This window comes from Burkholderia sp. ABCPW 11 (assembly GCF_001523445.1).
GTDB lineage: Bacteria > Pseudomonadota > Gammaproteobacteria > Burkholderiales > Burkholderiaceae > Burkholderia.
In genome coordinates this window covers 1-16,857 of the sequence record NZ_LOVM01000067.1, presented here as the reverse complement: position 1 = coordinate 16,857, position 16,857 = coordinate 1, and the positions used below count along the sequence as shown (strand labels likewise).

Below are 16,857 nucleotides of genomic sequence, written 5' to 3'. Positions count from 1 at the left end.
GGTTCGCTGACCACGGTCGGCGCGCTGACGAACTACGTCGCGTACGGGCTGAGCAGCCCGCAGTCGTCGGCCGGCGAGGTGAACGTCGGCAACCGCCAGATCACCGGGCTCGCGGCCGGCAAGAACGGCACGGACGCGGTGAACGTGTCGCAGCTCGATTCGGTCGCGAACCAGTTGACGACGCTGATCGACCAGCGCACGACCAACCTCGGTGGTTCGTACACGTCGAATCCGACCGGCGGCAACGTGCCGCCAGGGGCGAGCGGCCCGAATTCGTCGGCGGGCGGTTCGGGATCGGTGGCATCGGGCTCGAACAGCACGGCGGTCGGCAACAACTCGACGGCGACGGGCAACGGCTCCACCGCGATCGGCGTGGGTTCGACGGCATCGGGCAACAATTCGACCGCGCTCGGCACGGGCAGCAACGACGGCGGGCGCTCGAACGTGGTCGCGGTCGGCTCGGCGGATTCGGCGCGACAAGTCGTGAACGTCGCGGCCGGCACGCAAGGCACCGACGCGGTGAACGTGAACCAGTTGAATGCGAGCGTAGGCAGCGCGTTGTCGCAAGCGAACAGCTACACGGACGGCCAGGTGGCGAGCCTGCGCGACAGCCTCGACAGCTATCGCCGCGACGCGGACGGCGGCACGGCGACGGCGATGGCCGTGGCCGGTCTGCCGCAGCCGTCCGGCCCGGGCAAGAGCATGGTCGCGATCGCGGGCAGCGTGTACCGCGGCCAGTCGGGGCAGGCGCTCGGCATCTCGACCATTTCGGAGAACAACCACTGGATCTACAAGGCGGCCGTGTCGACCAACACGCGCGGCACGTACGGCGCCGTGGTCGGCGCCGGCTATCAGTGGTAAGCGGACGGGCGATTCGATGCGAAACATGAAACGGAACAACAAGCGAACCATGAAAACTCAACAGGCTGTGCTGCTCGCAGCGTGCGTCGCGACTGCCGTCGCCATGACGGGATGTGCGGTGCCCCACACGCCGCCCCGCTTTCCGGACGCGGCGTCCGCGTCGCCTGCGGGCGGCACGTTCGTGAACGTCGCGAACCTGCGCAACGTCAGTACGGGCCTCAACAAGGATCAGCTCTACGATCTGATCGGGCCGCCGCACTTTCACGAATGGTTCGTGGGCAACCACGTGTGGAACTACCTGTTCGACTTCCGGCGCGGCGACCAGGTGGTGTCCTGCCAGTACCAGGTGCAGTTCGACAAGAACATGCGCGTGAGCGCGACGTACTGGCGCGATCCGCAGTGCGCGGACTTCGTCCGGGACACGGCGCCAGCGGCAGCCGCCGCCCGGCCGGCCCCTCTCGAGCAGTACACGATCCAGGGGGAGGCACTGTTTCCGTTCGCGCAGTCGAGCCTCGATTCGATGCTCCCGGGCGGTCGCGCGGAGCTCGACGCCGCGATTGCGAAAATCCGCGACGAAGCCGGCGCGACGAACATCGACGTGGTCGGCCACACCGATCGCATCGGCTCGGAAGAAAGCAATCGCGCACTGTCGCTGGCGCGGGCAGAGACCGTGAAACGCTACCTGGTGACGCACGGGTTCGACGCCGCGCGCATTCGGGTTGACGGTGCCGGATCGTCGCAACCGGTCTCGCGTTGTCCGCCCGGCGAAACGCCGGCCGTCATCGCGTGCCTGCAGAAAGACCGACGGGTGACCATTACCGTGTACGGGCAGCACTGAGTTCGTGCTGCGCGGGGCCGCGGCTGCGCCGATTGTGCGATGTGACGTAGCCGACGGTCGTCGGGTGCGCCGGGCGACGAGTCATGCGCGCTCGCCGGCTCCACGGCGCTAGCGGCCGGCGCGGCGAGCACAACGACCCGCTCGGCATGTAACGACACGGGCCGATCGGCCCGCTTCCCGTAGCCGCAACCGGTTGCGTGGCCGGTGTGACGGCACGAACGCGACACGCCCCGGACGATCCGGGCCGTGTCGTCGATCAGCGGTGCGCCGCGAGCGCTGCGGTTATCGCCAGGAATCGCGCGATATCGTCCGGCGCATGACAATGGAGCGGCGAGATCCGCACCGCGCCGGCGAGCCCGAACGATTTCAGCATCCGGCCCGAATACAGGCTCGATGCGACGCGCTCATACACGATCACACCGCGCTTCTCGTATTCCCGCACCGCCTGCGTCGGTTCGAGATGCGCGAAGCCGATCCCGACGATCAGGTCGCGCTGCGTCAGATCGTCATGATCCCAGTAGACGTCGACGCCGTCGATCGCACGCAAACCGTCGAGCAATGCGGCGAGCAGCGCCCGCTCATGCAGCTCGATCCGGTGCATGCCCTCGACGAACAGCGTGCGCCGGTCATCCGAATCGATGAAATACCGGCCGATCCAGGCCACGTAATCGACGATCGCCGATACGACCGCAAACTGCGCGGGCGCCGGGCTGCCGAGTTCCCATACGCCAGTCTCCTTCGCGGCGAGCCGGTGATGCGGCAATGCCGCCGCACGCGGCGACAGCCACGACATGCCCGAGCCGCGGCATCCGAAAAACTTGTACGGGGCGAAGTTGATCCCGTCGACCGGCGTGCGCTGCAGATCGATGATCCCGTGTGGCGCATGCTGGACCGCGTCGACGACGATGAACAAGTCGGGCTTCTTCGCGCGCGCACGCGCGACGATCGTCTCGATGTCGAATTTCGCGCCGGAAATGTTCGACGCCGCCATCACGCTGAGCAGCGCGGTATCCGCATCGACGAGCGACACGATCGCATCGACGTCCACGCCGCCGGTCTCCGGATTGCTCGGCGCGATGCGCAGCGTCTTGCCGGTGCGTTCCGCGTAATACGTCATCGCATCGTAGGACGACGGATGCTCGAGCACGGTCGTCACCGCATTGGTGCCCGGCACGTTTTCCATGATCGCGCGCACCATGTCGAACATCGCACCCGATGCAGTCAGCGACGCATACACGCTGCCGCCCTGCGCGTTCAGGATCGTGCGAACGTCGTCCTCGCCGCGCGACTGGATCGCCTGCAGATCGAGTGCGCGCGCGTGGATGCGCTCCGGGCAATCGGGCAGCGCATCGATCCGCGCGTACGCGTCGACCGCGGCCTTCAACCGGAACGACCCGCCCGCGTTGTCGAAGAACAGCCGCTCGCGGCCGTCGATGTCGCGATCGACGTGATGAAAGCGCGACTTGATCTGCTCCATCAACGCGTCGGGAAAAAATGCTCCACGGGAACTGCTCATCTTCGATGCTCCTGTTTGCTTCGGAATGTTGTGCGATGTGTGCATGGCGGCGTTCATGGCGGCATTCAGCCGCGCAGCGATTCGACGTACGCGCGGCCCTTTTCCGCGTCGTACCGGCCTTCCCATTTCGCGATGACGAGCGGCGCGAGCGCGTTGCCGACGACGTTCAGCGCGGTGCGGCCCATGTCCATGATCCGGTCGACGCCGGCAATGAACGCGAGCCCTTCGAGCGGCAGCCCCGCGCTCGCGAGCGTCGCGAGCATGATCACGAACATGAAGCCCGGCACACCGGCCGCGCCCTTCGACGTGACGACCATGGTCAGCGTCAGCAGCACCTGCTGCTGCCAGCCGAGGTGCACGCCGTAGAGCTGCGCGACGAACAGCGTGCCGATGCCGAGATAGATCGATGCGCCGTCCAGATTGAACGTGTAGCCGGTCGGCACCACGAACGTCGTGATGCTCTTCGGCACGCCGTAGTCCTCCATCTTCCTCATCAGTTGCGGCAGCACCGTCGCCGAGCTGCAGGTCGAGAACGCGATGATCAGTTCGTCCTTGATCACGTGCAGCAGCGTGAGGATGCGGAACCCGAACAGCCGCGCGGTCACGCCGAGCACGGCGATCGCGAACAGCAGGATGGCGAAGTAAGTGACGGCGACCAGCTTCAGCAGCGGCAGCAGCGATCCGAAGCCGAAGCTCGCGACGGTCACCGCGATCAGCGCGCACACGCCGACCGGCGCATAGCGCATCACCATGTTCGTCACCTTGAACATCGCGTCGGCGACGCCCTTGAGCATCGCGAGCACCGGCTTGCGATGCTCTTCCGGCACCGACTGCAGCCCAAGCCCGAACAGCAGCGAGAAAAAGATCACCGGCAGCAGGTCGCCCTTCGCCATCGACGCGACGATGTTGTCCGGGATGATGCCGAGCACCAGCGCCATCAGCCCGTGGTGCGCCTGCTGCACCTGTTGCGTGGTCTGCTGGTAACGGGAAATGTCGGTGTGCCCGAGTTGCGACATGTCGGTGCCGACGCCGGGCTGCAACACGTTGCCGATCACGAGCCCGAGCACGATCGCGATCGTCGTGATCGCTTCGAAATAGAGCAGCGTCTTGATGCCGAGACGGCCGAGCGACTTGCCGTCGCCCACGCCGGCGATGCCGATCACCATGCTCGTGAACACGATCGGCACGACGATCATCCGCACCAGCTTGATGAAGATGTCGCCGGCCGGCTGCAGCAACCCGGACACGGCGGCGTCGCGCAATTGAGGAAACCGGTTCAGCACGAGCCCGGTCGCGATGCCGATGACGAGGCCGATGACGATCTGCCACGCAAGACCGACGCGCGGCTTGCGGGCGGCGCCGGCGGCGGGCGGGGAATCGATGACGGTGTCCATGCAGTCTCCAGGAATGAGGGGTCGATTGAACGATGGGTGCGATGCGGCGCGTTTTCTGGTGAACGCACGCGCCCGGCGACGCCACGGGAGCACCTTAAACAGCCGAAATATGTAAAAAAAGCGATTTTTTGACATGAGAACATATCGCTTTTCTTCATCTATCGAGTGACTCGCGATGCTGACGTTCAAGCAGATGGAAGCGCTGTACTGGATCGTGCAGCTCGGCTCGTTCGACGCCGCGGCGACGCGCCTGAACACGACGCAGTCGGCCGTATCGAAGCGGATCCAGGAACTCGAACGCACGTTCGACCTGACCGTGTTCGATCGCGCGCATCGCAGCGCGCGGCTCACCGACAAAGGCGCGGAGCTGTTCGAGCACGCGAAGGCGTTGCTCGAACAGCGCGACCGCGTGGTCGAGCGGATGAGCTCGAGGGAAGCGCTGGTACGGCATGTCCGGATCGGCGTGACCGAACTGACCGCGCTGACGTGGCTGCCGCGCTTGATCGCGGCGATCCAGGCCGCGTATCCGCGCGTGCACGTGGAGGCCGAGGTGGACCTGACCGCGACGCTGCGCGATCGGCTCGCGGCCGACACGATCGATCTGATCGTGGTCCCGCAGATTCATGCGACGGACGCGTTCACGGCGACGGCGGTCGGCGAGGTCGACAACGCGTGGATGTGCGCAGCCGGATTCGTGCCGACGTCCCGGGCCGCCCTGTCGTTGACGGACCTCGCGCGGTTTCCGCTGATCCTGCAGGGAAACCTGTCGGGCACCGGGCACCTGTACACGCGCTTTCTGCAGGAACACGGCGTCGCGACCCAGCGCGTGCTGTCGAGCAACAGCCTGCTCGCGCAGATCGGCCTGACGCTGTCGGGGCTCGGAATCAGCTATCTGCCGAAGGCATGCGTCGCGCACCTCGTCGCTTGCGACGCGCTGGAGATCGTGCGCACGCAGCCGGCGCTGCCGCCGGTTCGCTACGTCGCGCTGCATCGCGCCGAACGCGCCCATTCGTTGATCGCCGAGATCGTCCGGCTCGCCGCGCAGTCGTGCGATTTCAACACGAGCCTGCTGGATCCGCGGGCGCACGACTAGGGCGAATGGCGCGGCGCTGCCCACCGCCCTCCGGCGGAACCGGCGATCTGCTGCGCCGCATCAATCCGTATCCGGTGGCGCCCGCTGCCGCAGGCACGAAGCGCCACCGGCGCAATCGCCGTCGCCCACCCGGACATATCCGACGCTAGCGCAAACCCGGAGCCGGTTGCACTGTTCATCGCGATTCTGGTCCTGTATCGTCCTCCCATCCCCGATTGCGAAACCGCTGCATGGGAGGCTCACGATGCGAAAAAAGAATGCTGCAGCCGTCTGGATCCTGATCGCGATGGCGGCAGGCATCGTGATCGGCTACATGATCTTCACGAGCTTTCCGGACAGGAAAGCCGCCGCCGAAATCGCCGGCTACATCTCGCTCGTGTCCGACGTGTTCCTGCGGCTGATCAAGATGGTGATCGGGCCGCTCGTCTTCTCCACGCTGGTCGTGGGCATCGCGCACATGGGCGACGCGGCGTCGGTCGGGCGCGTGTTCGCGAAATCGATCGGCTGGTTCGTCACCGCGTCGCTGATCTCGCTGCTGCTCGGGTTGCTGATGGCGAACCTGCTGCGGCCCGGCGAGAACCTCGGCCTGCCGCTGCCGGACATCGGCGCATCCGCGAACCTCGCGACGTCCAAGTTCACGCTGAAGGATTTCGTCGGCCACATGGTGCCGAGATCGATCGCCGAGGCGATGGCGAACAACGAAATCCTGCAGATCGTCGTGTTCTCGATGTTCTTCGGCGTCGCGCTCGCCGCACTCGGCGAGCGCGGCAAGATCCTGATCGCCGCGATCGACCAGCTGTCGCACGTGATGCTCAAGATCACCGGCTACGTGATGAAGCTCGCGCCGCTCGCGGTGATGGCCGCGATGGCCGCCACCGTCGCGGTCAACGGGCTGTCGGTACTGCTGAAGTTCGCGGTGTTCATGGGCGACTTCTACATCAGCCTGTTCCTGCTCTGGGCATTGCTCGTCTGTGCGGGGTTCCTGTTCCTCGGCCGTCGCGTGTTCAAGCTGCTCGTGCTGATCAAGGAAGCGTTCATGCTGTCGTTCGCGACCGCCAGCTCCGAAGCCGCGTATCCGAAGATCCTCGACGCGCTCGACCGTTTCGGCGTGCGCCGCAAGATCTCGAGCTTCGTGATGCCGATGGGCTATTCGTTCAACCTCGACGGGTCGATGATGTACTGCACGTTCGCGTCGCTGTTCATCGCGCAGGCGTACAACCAGCACCTGTCGCTCGGCACGCAAATCACGATGCTGCTGGTTCTGATGCTGACGTCGAAGGGGATGGCCGGCGTGCCGCGCGCATCGCTCGTCGTGATCGCGGCCACGCTGCACCAGTTCGGGCTTCCGGAGGCCGGGCTGCTGCTGATTCTCGGCGTCGACACGTTCCTCGACATGGGCCGCTCGGCTACGAACGCGGTGGGCAACTCGATCGCCAGCGCGGTGGTCGCGAAATGGGAAGGCCAGCTCCTGTCGGAAGCGGACGCCGAAGCCAACGCGGCGCGCATCGAAGCGGAACAGGAAGCGACGATCGCACATCCGACGGAAGTCTGACGGAGGCCCGGCGATGAAGATGCAGCGATTCTGGCGTGCGCTCGCGCTCGCGGGCCTGCTCGCCACGGGCGCGACCGCGCGCGCGGAAGATGCGCCGTCGACGCCGCCGCGCGTCGAGCCGGTCGCGCCGGCCCAACTGACCGGCACGCTCGCGAAGGTGCGCGGCAGCGGCACGATCGCGCTCGGCTATCGCGACGCGTCGATACCGTTCTCGTACCTGAACGCGCGCAACCAGCCGATCGGCTATTCGATCGAGCTGTGCAAGGCGCTCGTGTCGTCGATCGAGGATGCGGTCAACCGGAACCTGACAATTCGCTGGGTGCCGGTCACGTCCGACAACCGCATCGACGCGGTGGTCAGCGGGAAGGTCGATCTGGAATGCGGCTCCACGACCAGCAACCTCGAGCGCCAGAAGCGCGTGGCGTTCTCGCCGATCATCTTCGTGGCCGGCACGAAGGTGATGGTGAAACGAGGCGCGCCGGTCCGCTCGTTCCGCGATCTCGCGGGAAAGAAGGTCGCGGTGACGGCCGGTACGACCAACGAGAAGGCGCTGCGCGACCTGAACGAGCGGTTCAGGCTCGGGATCCAGCTACAGGTGGTGCCGGACCATGCGCAAGGCTTCGCGCTCGTCGCGAACGGCAGCGCCGATGCGTTCGCGACGGACGACGTGCTGCTGTACGGGCTGATCGCCGAGAACGCGAACAAGGGCGGCCAGTACGACGTGGTGGGCGACTTCCTGTCCTACGACCCGTACGGAATCATGTTTCGCAAGGACGATCCGCAGCTCGCCCAGCTCGTGAAAAGCACGTTCCAGGAGCTGGCCGCCGACGGCGAGATCGCGCGCCAGTACAAGCGCTGGTTCCTGCGTCCGCTTCCGTCGGGCTTGAGTCTCAACCTGCCGATGAGCCCGCAACTGGAAACCATCATCGAGACGATCGGCGTCAACGGGAATTGAGCGGCGTCGACATGAGCGACGCATGACGAAACAAGAACGGCCCCGATGCCTCGCCAGGCACCGGGGCCGCTCGCCGGATGCAACGCGCTCAGCCGACCCGCGCCGCGCCTTGCCGTTCCGCTTCGGCGCCTTCGGTGGCGCCTTCGGTGACGGTTCGCGCCAGCACCGGCTTCAGCGCCTGCCCGGTATGGCTTGCCTTCACCTGCACGAGCGCTTCCGGCGGCGCCGCCGCGACGATCGTGCCGCCGCCCACCCCGCCTTCCGGCCCGAGATCGATGATCCAGTCGGCTTCCGCGATCACGTCGAGGTCATGCTCGATCACGACGACGCTATGCCCCGCATCCACCAACCGGTGCAGCACGCGAATCAGCTTCGCGACGTCCGCCATGTGCAGGCCGACCGTCGGTTCGTCGAGCACGTACAGCGTGTGCGGCGCCTTCTGGCCGCGTCGCGTGATGTCGTCGCGCACCTTCGTCAGCTCGGTGACGAGCTTGATGCGCTGCGCTTCGCCACCGGACAGGGTCGGCGACGGCTGGCCGAGCGTCAGATAGCCGAGCCCGACGTCCTTCATCAACTGCAGCGGATGCGCGATGTTCGAGATCGGCGCGAAAAACTCCACCGCTTCGTCGATCTCCATCGTCAGCACGTCGCCGATGTTCCGGCCGCGCCACGTGACGGCGAGCGTTTCCGGATTGAAGCGCTGCCCGTGGCACACGTCGCACGGCACCTTCACGTCGGGCAGGAAACTCATGCCGATCGTGCGCACGCCTTGCCCTTCGCATGCGGGGCAGCGCCCGTCGCCGGTATTGAACGAGAAACGCGACGCCGTATAGCCGCGTGCGCGCGCTTCGAGCGTATCGGCGAACAGCTTGCGGATCGTGTCCCACACGCCGATGTAGGTGGCCGGGCACGAGCGCGGCGTCTTGCCGATCGGCGTCTGATCGACTTCGAGCACGCGATCGATCTGCTCCCAGCCGCTCAGCGACTCGCAGCCCTGCCACGCATGCGTGACGTTCAGCGACGGCCGCGGCGCGCTGCGCGCGAGCACGCTCGAGCGGCGCTCGGCGGCCGGCGCGTCCTGCTGTGCCGCCTTGCGCGCCCGCCGCGTGGCCGGCGACGACAGCACCGAGCGGCCGACCGCGTCGAGCAGGTTCGTCATCAGCACGTCGCGCGCGAGCGTCGACTTGCCCGACCCGCTGACGCCCGTCACCGCGACGAGCCGCGCGAGCGGAATGCCGACCGTGACGTCGCGCAGGTTGTGCAACCTGGCGCCATGCACGGTCAGCCACGCTTCCGGCACCGCCGCCCCGCCCTTCTTGCCCGGCAGGCTCACGCTGCGGCGCGGCTGCAGCGGGTGCAGCATCGGCTGCGCGAGCAGCCGCCCCGTCACCGAATCGGCCTGCGCGGCGAGATCGGCGACCGCGCCTTGCGCGACCAGCGTGCCGCCGCGCTTGCCGGCGCCCGGGCCGACGTCGATGATGTGATCGGCACGGCGGATCGTGTCCTCGTCATGCTCGACGACGACCAGCGTATTGCCCTTGTCGCCGAGCTTGCGCAGTGCGTCCAGCAGGATCTGGTTGTCGCGCGGATGCAGGCCGATCGTCGGCTCGTCGAGCACGTAGCAGACGCCCTGCAGGTTGCTGCCGAGTTGCGCGGCCAGCCGGATACGCTGCGCTTCGCCGCCCGACAGGCTCGGTGCCGCGCGGTCGAGGCTCAGGTAGCCGAGCCCGACTTCCTCGAGAAACGCAAGGCGGCTGCCGATCTCGCTGACGATGTCGCGCGCGATCTGCGCGTCGCGTCCGGCGAGTTCCAGCGCGTCGATCCAGCGGCGCGTGTCCGACACCGTCCATTGCGCGACCTCGACGATCGGATGTGCATCGAACGTGACCGCGCGCGCGACCGGGTTCAGCCGCGTACCGCCGCAATCCGGGCACGGCTCGTTGCCGACGCCCTCCGGCTCCTGCTCGTCCGACGGCAGCGTCTGTTCGCGGCCGCGGCCGTCCTCGGCGAGCACCGTGTCGTCGTACGCGGCGCGCTGTTCGCGCGTGAGCGTGACGCCGGTACCGACGCAGGTCGTGCACCAGCCGTGTTTGCTGTTGTACGAGAACATCCGCGGGTCGAGCTCCGGATAGCTCGTGCCGCACACCGGGCACGCGCGCTTGACCGACAGTACCTTGACCGCGCCGACCCCGGCGGTCGAATGATCGTTGCGCATCGCATCGTGCAGCCCGTCGAGCGGCGCGAGCAGGTGCATCACGCCCTTGCCGAGCTCGAGCGTCTCGTCGAGCCTGCGCCGCAACTCGGCTTCGTTGTCCGGCGACACGACGATATCGGCAACCGGCAATTCGATCGTGTGCTCGCGGAAGCGGTCGAGTTTCGGCCACGGATCGACCGTGACGAACTCGCCGTCGACGCGCAGATGCGTGCTGCCGCGCGCCTTCGCCCACTTCGCGAGATCCGTGTACACGCCCTTGCGGTTGACCACGAGCGGCGCGAGCAGCCCGACGTGTTCGCCGCGATGATCGCGCAGCAGTTGCGCGGCGATCGATTCGACGGATTGCGACGTGACCGGCGTGCCGTCGTGGATGCAGTGCTGCAGGCCGAGCTTCACATACAGCAGCCGCAGGAAATGCCACACCTCGGACGTGGTCGCGACCGTGCTCTTGCGCCCGCCGCGCGACAGCCGCTGCTCGATCGCGACGGTCGGCGGAATGCCGTACACCGCGTCGACCTCGGGGCGACCGGCCGGCTGCACGATCGAGCGCGCATACGCGTTCAGCGATTCGAGATAGCGGCGCTGGCCTTCGTGGAACAGGATGTCGAACGCGAGCGTCGACTTGCCGGACCCCGACACGCCGGTGATCACGTTGAACTTGCCATGCGGGATGTCGACGTCGAGCGACTTCAGATTGTGCTCGCGCGCGTTGACGATCCGCACGACGTCCTCGCCCTCGACCGCACGGCGCGCGCGCGCCGCGTTCAGCACGGCCTGCAGCGGCACGCCTTCGTCGGCAACCGCCGCTGCGCCGTCCATCGCGCGGTCGTACTGCAGCAGCGCCACGCCGGTATGCGATCCGGCGCAGGCCTTCACGTCGTCGGGCGTGCCCGCGCACAGCACGAAGCCGCCGCCATCGCCGCCTTCCGGGCCGAGATCGATCAGCCAGTCGGCCGCGCGGATCACGTCGAGATTGTGCTCGATCACGATCAGCGAATGGCCGGCTGCGAGCAGCTTGCCGAACGCCTGCATCAGCTTCGCGATGTCGTCGAAGTGCAGCCCGGTGGTCGGCTCGTCGAACATGAACAGCTTCGCGCGCGCGATGCGCGCCTCTTCCGTCGCGACCCGGCGGCCGTTGGCTGCCGCCGCCGACTCGGCGAGGAAGCCGGCGAGCTTCAGGCGCTGCGCCTCGCCGCCCGACAGCGTCGGCACCGGCTGGCCGAGCTTCACGTATTCGAGGCCGACGTCGACGATCGGCTGCAGCACGCGCAGCACCTCGGCGTCGGTCGCGAAGAACGCGGCGGCTTCGCTGACGGTCAGGTCGAGTACATCGGCGACGTTCAGCGCGCGGCCCGCGCGCTCGATGCGCACTTCGAGAATCTCGGCGCGGTAGCGGCTGCCGTCGCAGTCCGGGCAACGCAGGTAGACGTCGCTCAGGAACTGCATTTCGATGTGTTCGAAGCCCGAGCCGCCGCAGGTCGGGCAACGGCCGTCGCCCGAGTTGAAGCTGAACGTGCCGGCGCCGTAGCCGCGCTGCAGCGCGAGCGGCGCCTTCGCGAACAGCTTGCGGATTTCGTCGAACGCGCCGACGTAGCTCGCCGGGTTCGAACGCGTGGTCTTGCCGATCGGCGACTGGTCGACGAACACGACGTCGCCGACCTGGTCGGCACCCGTCAGGCTGCGGAACGCGCCCGGCGACTCGGTCGCCTTGCCGTGGTGCCGCGCCATCGCCGGATACAGCACGTCCTGCAGCAGCGTGGATTTGCCGGAGCCGGATACGCCCGTCACGCACACGAGCCGCTGCAGCGGAATCTCGACCGTGACGTCGCGCAGGTTGTGCTCGGTCGCGCCTTCGAGCACGATGCGCGGCGTGCTCGCATCGACCGGACGGCGCGCCCAGTTCGACGCATGCGCGACCTGCTTGCGGCCGCCGAGATACTCGCCCGTCAGCGTGTGCGCCGAACGGATGTCGCCCGGCGTGCCGTCGTACACGATCGTGCCGCCGCGTTCGCCCGGGCCGGGGCCCATGTCGATCAGTCGATCGGCCGCGAGCATCACCGACGGATCGTGCTCGACCACGACCAGCGTGTTGCCCGCGTCGCGCAGCCGCTGCATCGCCTCGACGATCCGCGTGAGATCGCGCGGATGCAGCCCGATGCTCGGCTCGTCGAGCACGAACAGGGTTTTCGTGAGCGACGTGCCGAGCGCCGTCGTCAGGTTGATCCGCTGCACCTCGCCGCCCGAGAGCGTGCGGCTCTGCCGGTCGAGCGTCAGGTAACCGAGCCCGACGTCGCACAGGTATTTCAGCCGCGTGCGCACCTCGGCGAGCAGCAGCTTCAATGCATCGTCGAGCAGCGCGCTCGGCAGCACGATTTCGTCGAAGAAGCGCCGGATGCGCTCGATCGGCAGCAGCATCAGGTCGTGCACGGTCAGGCCCGGCAGCGCCTCGAGCTGCGCGCGGCTCCAGTCGACGCCGCGCGGCATGAAGCGATCGGCCGGCGCGAGCACGCCGTCGGCATTCTCTTTCGAGCCGAGCCGCCATTGCAGCGATTCCGTCTTCAGGCGCGCGCCGCCGCACACGTCGCACGGCGTGTAGCTGCGGTATTTCGACAGCAGCACGCGGATGTGCATCTTGTACGCCTTCGATTCGAGGTAGCCGAAGAAGCGCTTCACGCCGTACCACTGGCTCTGCCACTTGCCGTTCCAGTCCGGCGAGCCGTCGACGACCCAGTCGCGCTCGGCATCCGTCAGCTCGGACCACGGCACGTCGCGCCGGATGCCGGCCTTCGCCGCGTAGCGCATCAGGTCGTCCTGACACTCTTTCCACGCGGGCGTCTGCATCGGCTTGATCGCGCCGCCGCGCAGCGTCTTGCGCGCATCGGGGATCACGAGGCCGAGATCGACACCGATCACGCGGCCGAAGCCGCGACAGGTTTCGCACGCGCCGTACGCCGAGTTGAACGAGAACAGCGCCGCTTGCGGCTCCGCGTAGCGCAGGTCGCTGTCGGGATCGTGCAACCCGGTGGAGAAGCGCCACACCTGCGGCTCGGCGACCGCGTTTTCAGCCTCCGGCGCCAGCACGTACACGTTCACGCGGCCACCGCCGCGCTTGAGCGACGCCTCGATCGCCTCGACCACCCGCACCTTGTCGGCCTGCTGCACGCGGAAACGGTCGGCCACCACGTCGAGCACCTTGCGCGCCCCGGTGGGCGACGCGATTTCGCGCTGCGCCTGCACGCGCGTGTAGCCGCTCGCCGACAGCCACTGCGCGATTTCCTCGTCGGACACCGCTTCCGGCAATTCGACCGGGAACGTGACGACGACGCGCGGATCGTCCGCCCGCGTGCGCGCGACGAGTTCCGCGTAGATCGTCTCCGGCGTATCGTGCCGCACCTGCCGCGCGGTCTTGCGGTCGAACAGCTCGGCCGCGCGCGCGTACAGCAGCTTCAGGTGATCGTTCAGCTCGGTCATCGTGCCGACGGTCGATCGCGAGCTGCGAACCGGGTTGGTCTGGTCGATCGCGATCGCGGGCGGCACGCCGTCGACGCGCTCGACCTGCGGGCGATCCATCCGGTCGAGGAACTGGCGCGCGTATGCGCTGAAGGTTTCGACGTAGCGCCGCTGGCCCTCCGCGTACAGCGTGTCGAACACGAGACTCGACTTGCCGGAGCCCGACGGGCCGGTCACGACCGTCATTTCGCCGGTGCGCAGGTCGAGATCGAGATTCTTGAGGTTGTGCTGACGTGCTCCGCGAATGCGGATCAGATTGCTGGATGACAATTTGCCTGCCCGTCTGAATGAGTTAGCCAGAGTTCACGGTGCCGGAACGCTGCGGCGGATGCCCGCAGGCGCGGCGCGGGCCGCGACGAGGGATGCCTGCGCGCGGCCCGGTTCGACGGATACTATACTGTATATTCATACAGTTTTCCATGAACGGGCGAAGGCGCGAAAACGCCTCGCCGTCAGCGAATCGGGCGACCGCCCGGGCGCGACGCCGTGCTACGCGGGTTTGCGCAGCGGCTCCAGCAGGTGCCGCAAGCCGTTATGGTCGATCTCGTGCATGAGCGCGAGCTGTCGGCCGAGTTCGCCGCGCGGGAACCCTTCGCGAGCCAGCCAGTTGAGGTAAGGTCCGGGCAGGTCGGCGATGAGTCGGCCCTTGTATTTTCCGAAGGGCATGGTGACGGCGACGAGGCGCTCGAGATCGGGGGCATGCATGCGCGTATTGTGCACGGCTTTGCGCTCTCCCGCCGCGCGCGCGCCGCTCCACGCCGGCCCACGGCCGCGAATCCGGCCCTTCGCGGCCGGCCGAATCGACGAACCGGCCCCGATTGACGGCCGGGACTCGCGTCTGCCGCCGACTTCCTTCCCGCCTGCTAGACTGGAACTTCCCCCTGCACACCATGGAGGGAATCATGATGTCCACCTACGTCGTGAAGACCGGCGAGCAGTTCCTGTGCACCGCCGAGGACGGCGATATCGGCATGGCGCCGGCCATCGAGGATGCCGCATCCTTTAGTTCGTACGACGAAGCGGAGAAAGCCGCAAGCGCGCATGCCGACCCGGGATACGAAATCGTGGCCGTCTGCATGATCAGGCACTGAGCGTCGATTCACGGCCCGTGCGGATAACGATTCGCAGGCCGGACGCACGTCGCCGTGGGGCGACGGCGTTCATGCGACGGACCGCATGCGCACGCCGCGACGGCCCTTTCCCGCCGCCGTCGTCCGCGTCGAGCATCATCGCCGCAAGCAAGCCGTCCTGCTTCGACGGCCGCGCTTGCGGCAACCCGGTCGCGGCATCCTACTTCTGCAGCGAGATTTCCACGCGACGATTGCGCGCGCGCCCTTCGGCGGTATCGTTCGATGCCGCCGGATTGGCTTCCCCATGACCGGCCGCGGCAAACGAATCCGCCTTCAGCCCGTGCTCGCGCAGGTATGCGGCGACGGCATCCGCCCGGCGCTTCGACAGCGCCTGATTGTGCGCATCCGAACCGGTCGCGTCGGTATAGCCGTCCACTTCCACGCGGGAGAAATGCCGGTCGGCCTGCTGGTTCAGCAGCGTGTCGAGCGCGGCGGTGGCCGCGGGCGTCAGCGCGGCCGAGTCGGTCGCGAAATACGCATCGCCGGTCAGGCTCACCTTCTCGACCGGCGCGGGCGCCGGCGCAACGGCCGCGGCGGCCGGTGCGGGCGCCGCGCCGCACTGGAACACGATCGAATGCGGATCGGCGCCGTCGCGGTACGGCGTGGTGGTGTCGACGAGGCGCACGGGCTCGTTGCCGCACATGCGTGTCGCGACCTTCATGCAGGTCTTCGCGGTCGACAGGATGCCGTGGCAGTCGACCTGGAACGTTCGGATGCCGTTGCGCGACTGCAGTTCGTACGCGTTGTACGTCGGCCCCGACGCACTCGAACAGGCCGCGAGGGAAACGACGGACGCCAGCAGTGCAAGATGGATGTTTTTCACTTGATTACTCCGAGAATGCGATGGGCGCAGCGTGCGGCGCGGCCGCACGCGCATGCGTTTGCGTTCGGCGCGGCCCGCCCCGGCACCGTGTGCCGGAACGAACCGCTGCGCGCGATCACTTCCACTGATACAGCATGCCCGCGCCGACGACGCGCTGGCTGCCGGCGAAACCGCCGTTCAGCGTCGCCTTCAGGTTCTCCGTGATGCGCGCCTGCATGCCGACCGCCATGGCCTTCTGGCCCTGGAACGTCGCCGTGCCGACCCCCATCGCGAAGTTCGAATCGCGGTCCATGTGCGGGATCGACGCCATCGCGGCGGTCGCGGCGATCCCCTCGCGGGCCATCGAATCGGTCTGCTGGATCTGCTGCTGCATCTGCGTGAGCTGGTTGTTGACCGTGTTCAGCGACTGCGTGAACTGGTTCGATACCGCATTCAACTGGTTCACGTTCACGGCGTCGGTGCCCTGCGTGCCGGCCGCGACGTTCACGACCTGGCGCGCCGAATCGGCCGAGCCGACCGCGACCACGTTCGAGCGTCCGCCGTCGTTGCTGCCCGTGCCGAGTGCGGTCGAGTTGTTGCCCGATGCCGTCGAACCCACGCCGATCGCGGTGGAGCCGTTGCCCGATGCGAGCGAACTGTTGCCGACCGCCGTGCTGTTCGAGCCCGATGCCACCGATCCCGAACCGCCCGCCGACGAATTCGGGCCGCTCGCCCCCGGCGGCACGTTGCCGCCGGACGGGTTCGACGTGTACGAACCGCCGAGATTGGTCGTGCGCTGGTCGATCAGCGTCGTCAACTGGTTCGCGACCGAATCGAGCTGCGACACGTTCACCGCGTCGGTGCCGTTCTTGCCGGCCGCAAGCCCCGTGATCTGGCGATTGCCGACGTTCACTTCGCCGGCCGACGACTGCGGGCTGCTCAGCCCGTACGCGACGTAGTTCGTCAGCGCGCCGACCGTGGTCAGCGAACC

The 16,857-nt window shown here is 67.5% G+C and carries 12 protein-coding genes; 6 read left to right on the top strand and 6 right to left on the bottom strand.

The window, feature by feature from the left end:
* Together WS61_RS36105 and WS61_RS23825 are read left to right on the top strand one after the other, a co-directional pair.
* Nucleotides 1-861: YadA-like family protein (locus tag WS61_RS36105; protein ID WP_179949702.1), on the top strand; the 861-nt coding region annotated here is incomplete at its 5' end.
* 16 nt (nt 862-877) lie between these two features.
* Complete coding sequence (locus tag WS61_RS23825) at nt 878-1,699, top strand: OmpA family protein (RefSeq protein WP_059504072.1); 822 nt, start codon at nt 878-880, stop codon at nt 1,697-1,699.
* A 256-nt stretch (nt 1,700-1,955) separates the two neighbouring features.
* Here WS61_RS23825 and WS61_RS23820 read toward each other — a convergent pair whose 3' ends face one another.
* Together WS61_RS23820 and gltP are read right to left on the bottom strand one after the other, a co-directional pair.
* Nucleotides 1,956-3,215, bottom strand: coding sequence for an aminotransferase class V-fold PLP-dependent enzyme (locus WS61_RS23820; RefSeq protein WP_059504077.1), 1,260 nt, complete (start codon nt 3,213-3,215; stop codon nt 1,956-1,958).
* Between the two features lie 65 nt (nt 3,216-3,280).
* On the bottom strand, nt 3,281-4,609 hold the full coding sequence (gene gltP / locus WS61_RS23815; RefSeq protein WP_059504070.1) for a glutamate/aspartate:proton symporter GltP: 1,329 nt from the start codon (nt 4,607-4,609) through the stop codon (nt 3,281-3,283).
* 175 nt (nt 4,610-4,784) lie between these two features.
* On the opposite strand from gltP, the gene WS61_RS23810 reads away from it, so the two are divergent.
* The 3 genes from WS61_RS23810 (at nt 4,785) to WS61_RS23800 (ending at nt 8,209) form a co-directional block, all read left to right on the top strand.
* Nucleotides 4,785-5,702, top strand: a complete 918-nt coding sequence (locus WS61_RS23810) for a LysR family transcriptional regulator (RefSeq protein ID WP_059504068.1) — start codon at nt 4,785-4,787, stop codon at nt 5,700-5,702.
* 244 nt (nt 5,703-5,946) lie between these two features.
* Nucleotides 5,947-7,254 (top strand): dicarboxylate/amino acid:cation symporter, encoded by a 1,308-nt coding sequence (locus WS61_RS23805; RefSeq protein WP_059504066.1) that lies wholly within the window; start codon nt 5,947-5,949, stop codon nt 7,252-7,254.
* 13 nt (nt 7,255-7,267) lie between these two features.
* Complete coding sequence (locus WS61_RS23800) at nt 7,268-8,209, top strand: amino acid ABC transporter substrate-binding protein (RefSeq protein ID WP_059504064.1); 942 nt, start codon at nt 7,268-7,270, stop codon at nt 8,207-8,209.
* Nucleotides 8,210-8,297: 88 nt separating this feature from the next.
* On the opposite strand, the gene uvrA is transcribed toward WS61_RS23800, so the two are convergent.
* Nucleotides 8,298-14,204, bottom strand: a complete 5,907-nt coding sequence (gene uvrA, locus WS61_RS23795) for an excinuclease ABC subunit UvrA (protein WP_059504062.1) — start codon at nt 14,202-14,204, stop codon at nt 8,298-8,300.
* A 219-nt stretch (nt 14,205-14,423) separates the two neighbouring features.
* On the bottom strand, nt 14,424-14,639 hold the full coding sequence (locus WS61_RS23790; RefSeq protein ID WP_059504060.1) for a DUF3820 family protein: 216 nt from the start codon (nt 14,637-14,639) through the stop codon (nt 14,424-14,426).
* A gap of 197 nt (nt 14,640-14,836) precedes the next feature.
* Here WS61_RS23790 and WS61_RS23785 point away from each other — a divergent pair, with 197 nt between their 5' ends.
* On the top strand, nt 14,837-15,025 hold the full coding sequence (locus WS61_RS23785) for a hypothetical protein (protein ID WP_059504075.1): 189 nt from the start codon (nt 14,837-14,839) through the stop codon (nt 15,023-15,025).
* Nucleotides 15,026-15,224: 199 nt separating this feature from the next.
* On the opposite strand, the gene WS61_RS23775 is transcribed toward WS61_RS23785, so the two are convergent.
* Nucleotides 15,225-15,887 (bottom strand): OmpA family protein, encoded by a 663-nt coding sequence (locus WS61_RS23775; RefSeq protein ID WP_059504055.1) that lies wholly within the window; start codon nt 15,885-15,887, stop codon nt 15,225-15,227.
* 115 nt (nt 15,888-16,002) lie between these two features.
* Nucleotides 16,003-16,857, bottom strand: an 855-nt coding sequence (locus WS61_RS23770; protein WP_179949701.1) for a YadA family autotransporter adhesin, incomplete at its 5' end; no start/stop codon positions are given.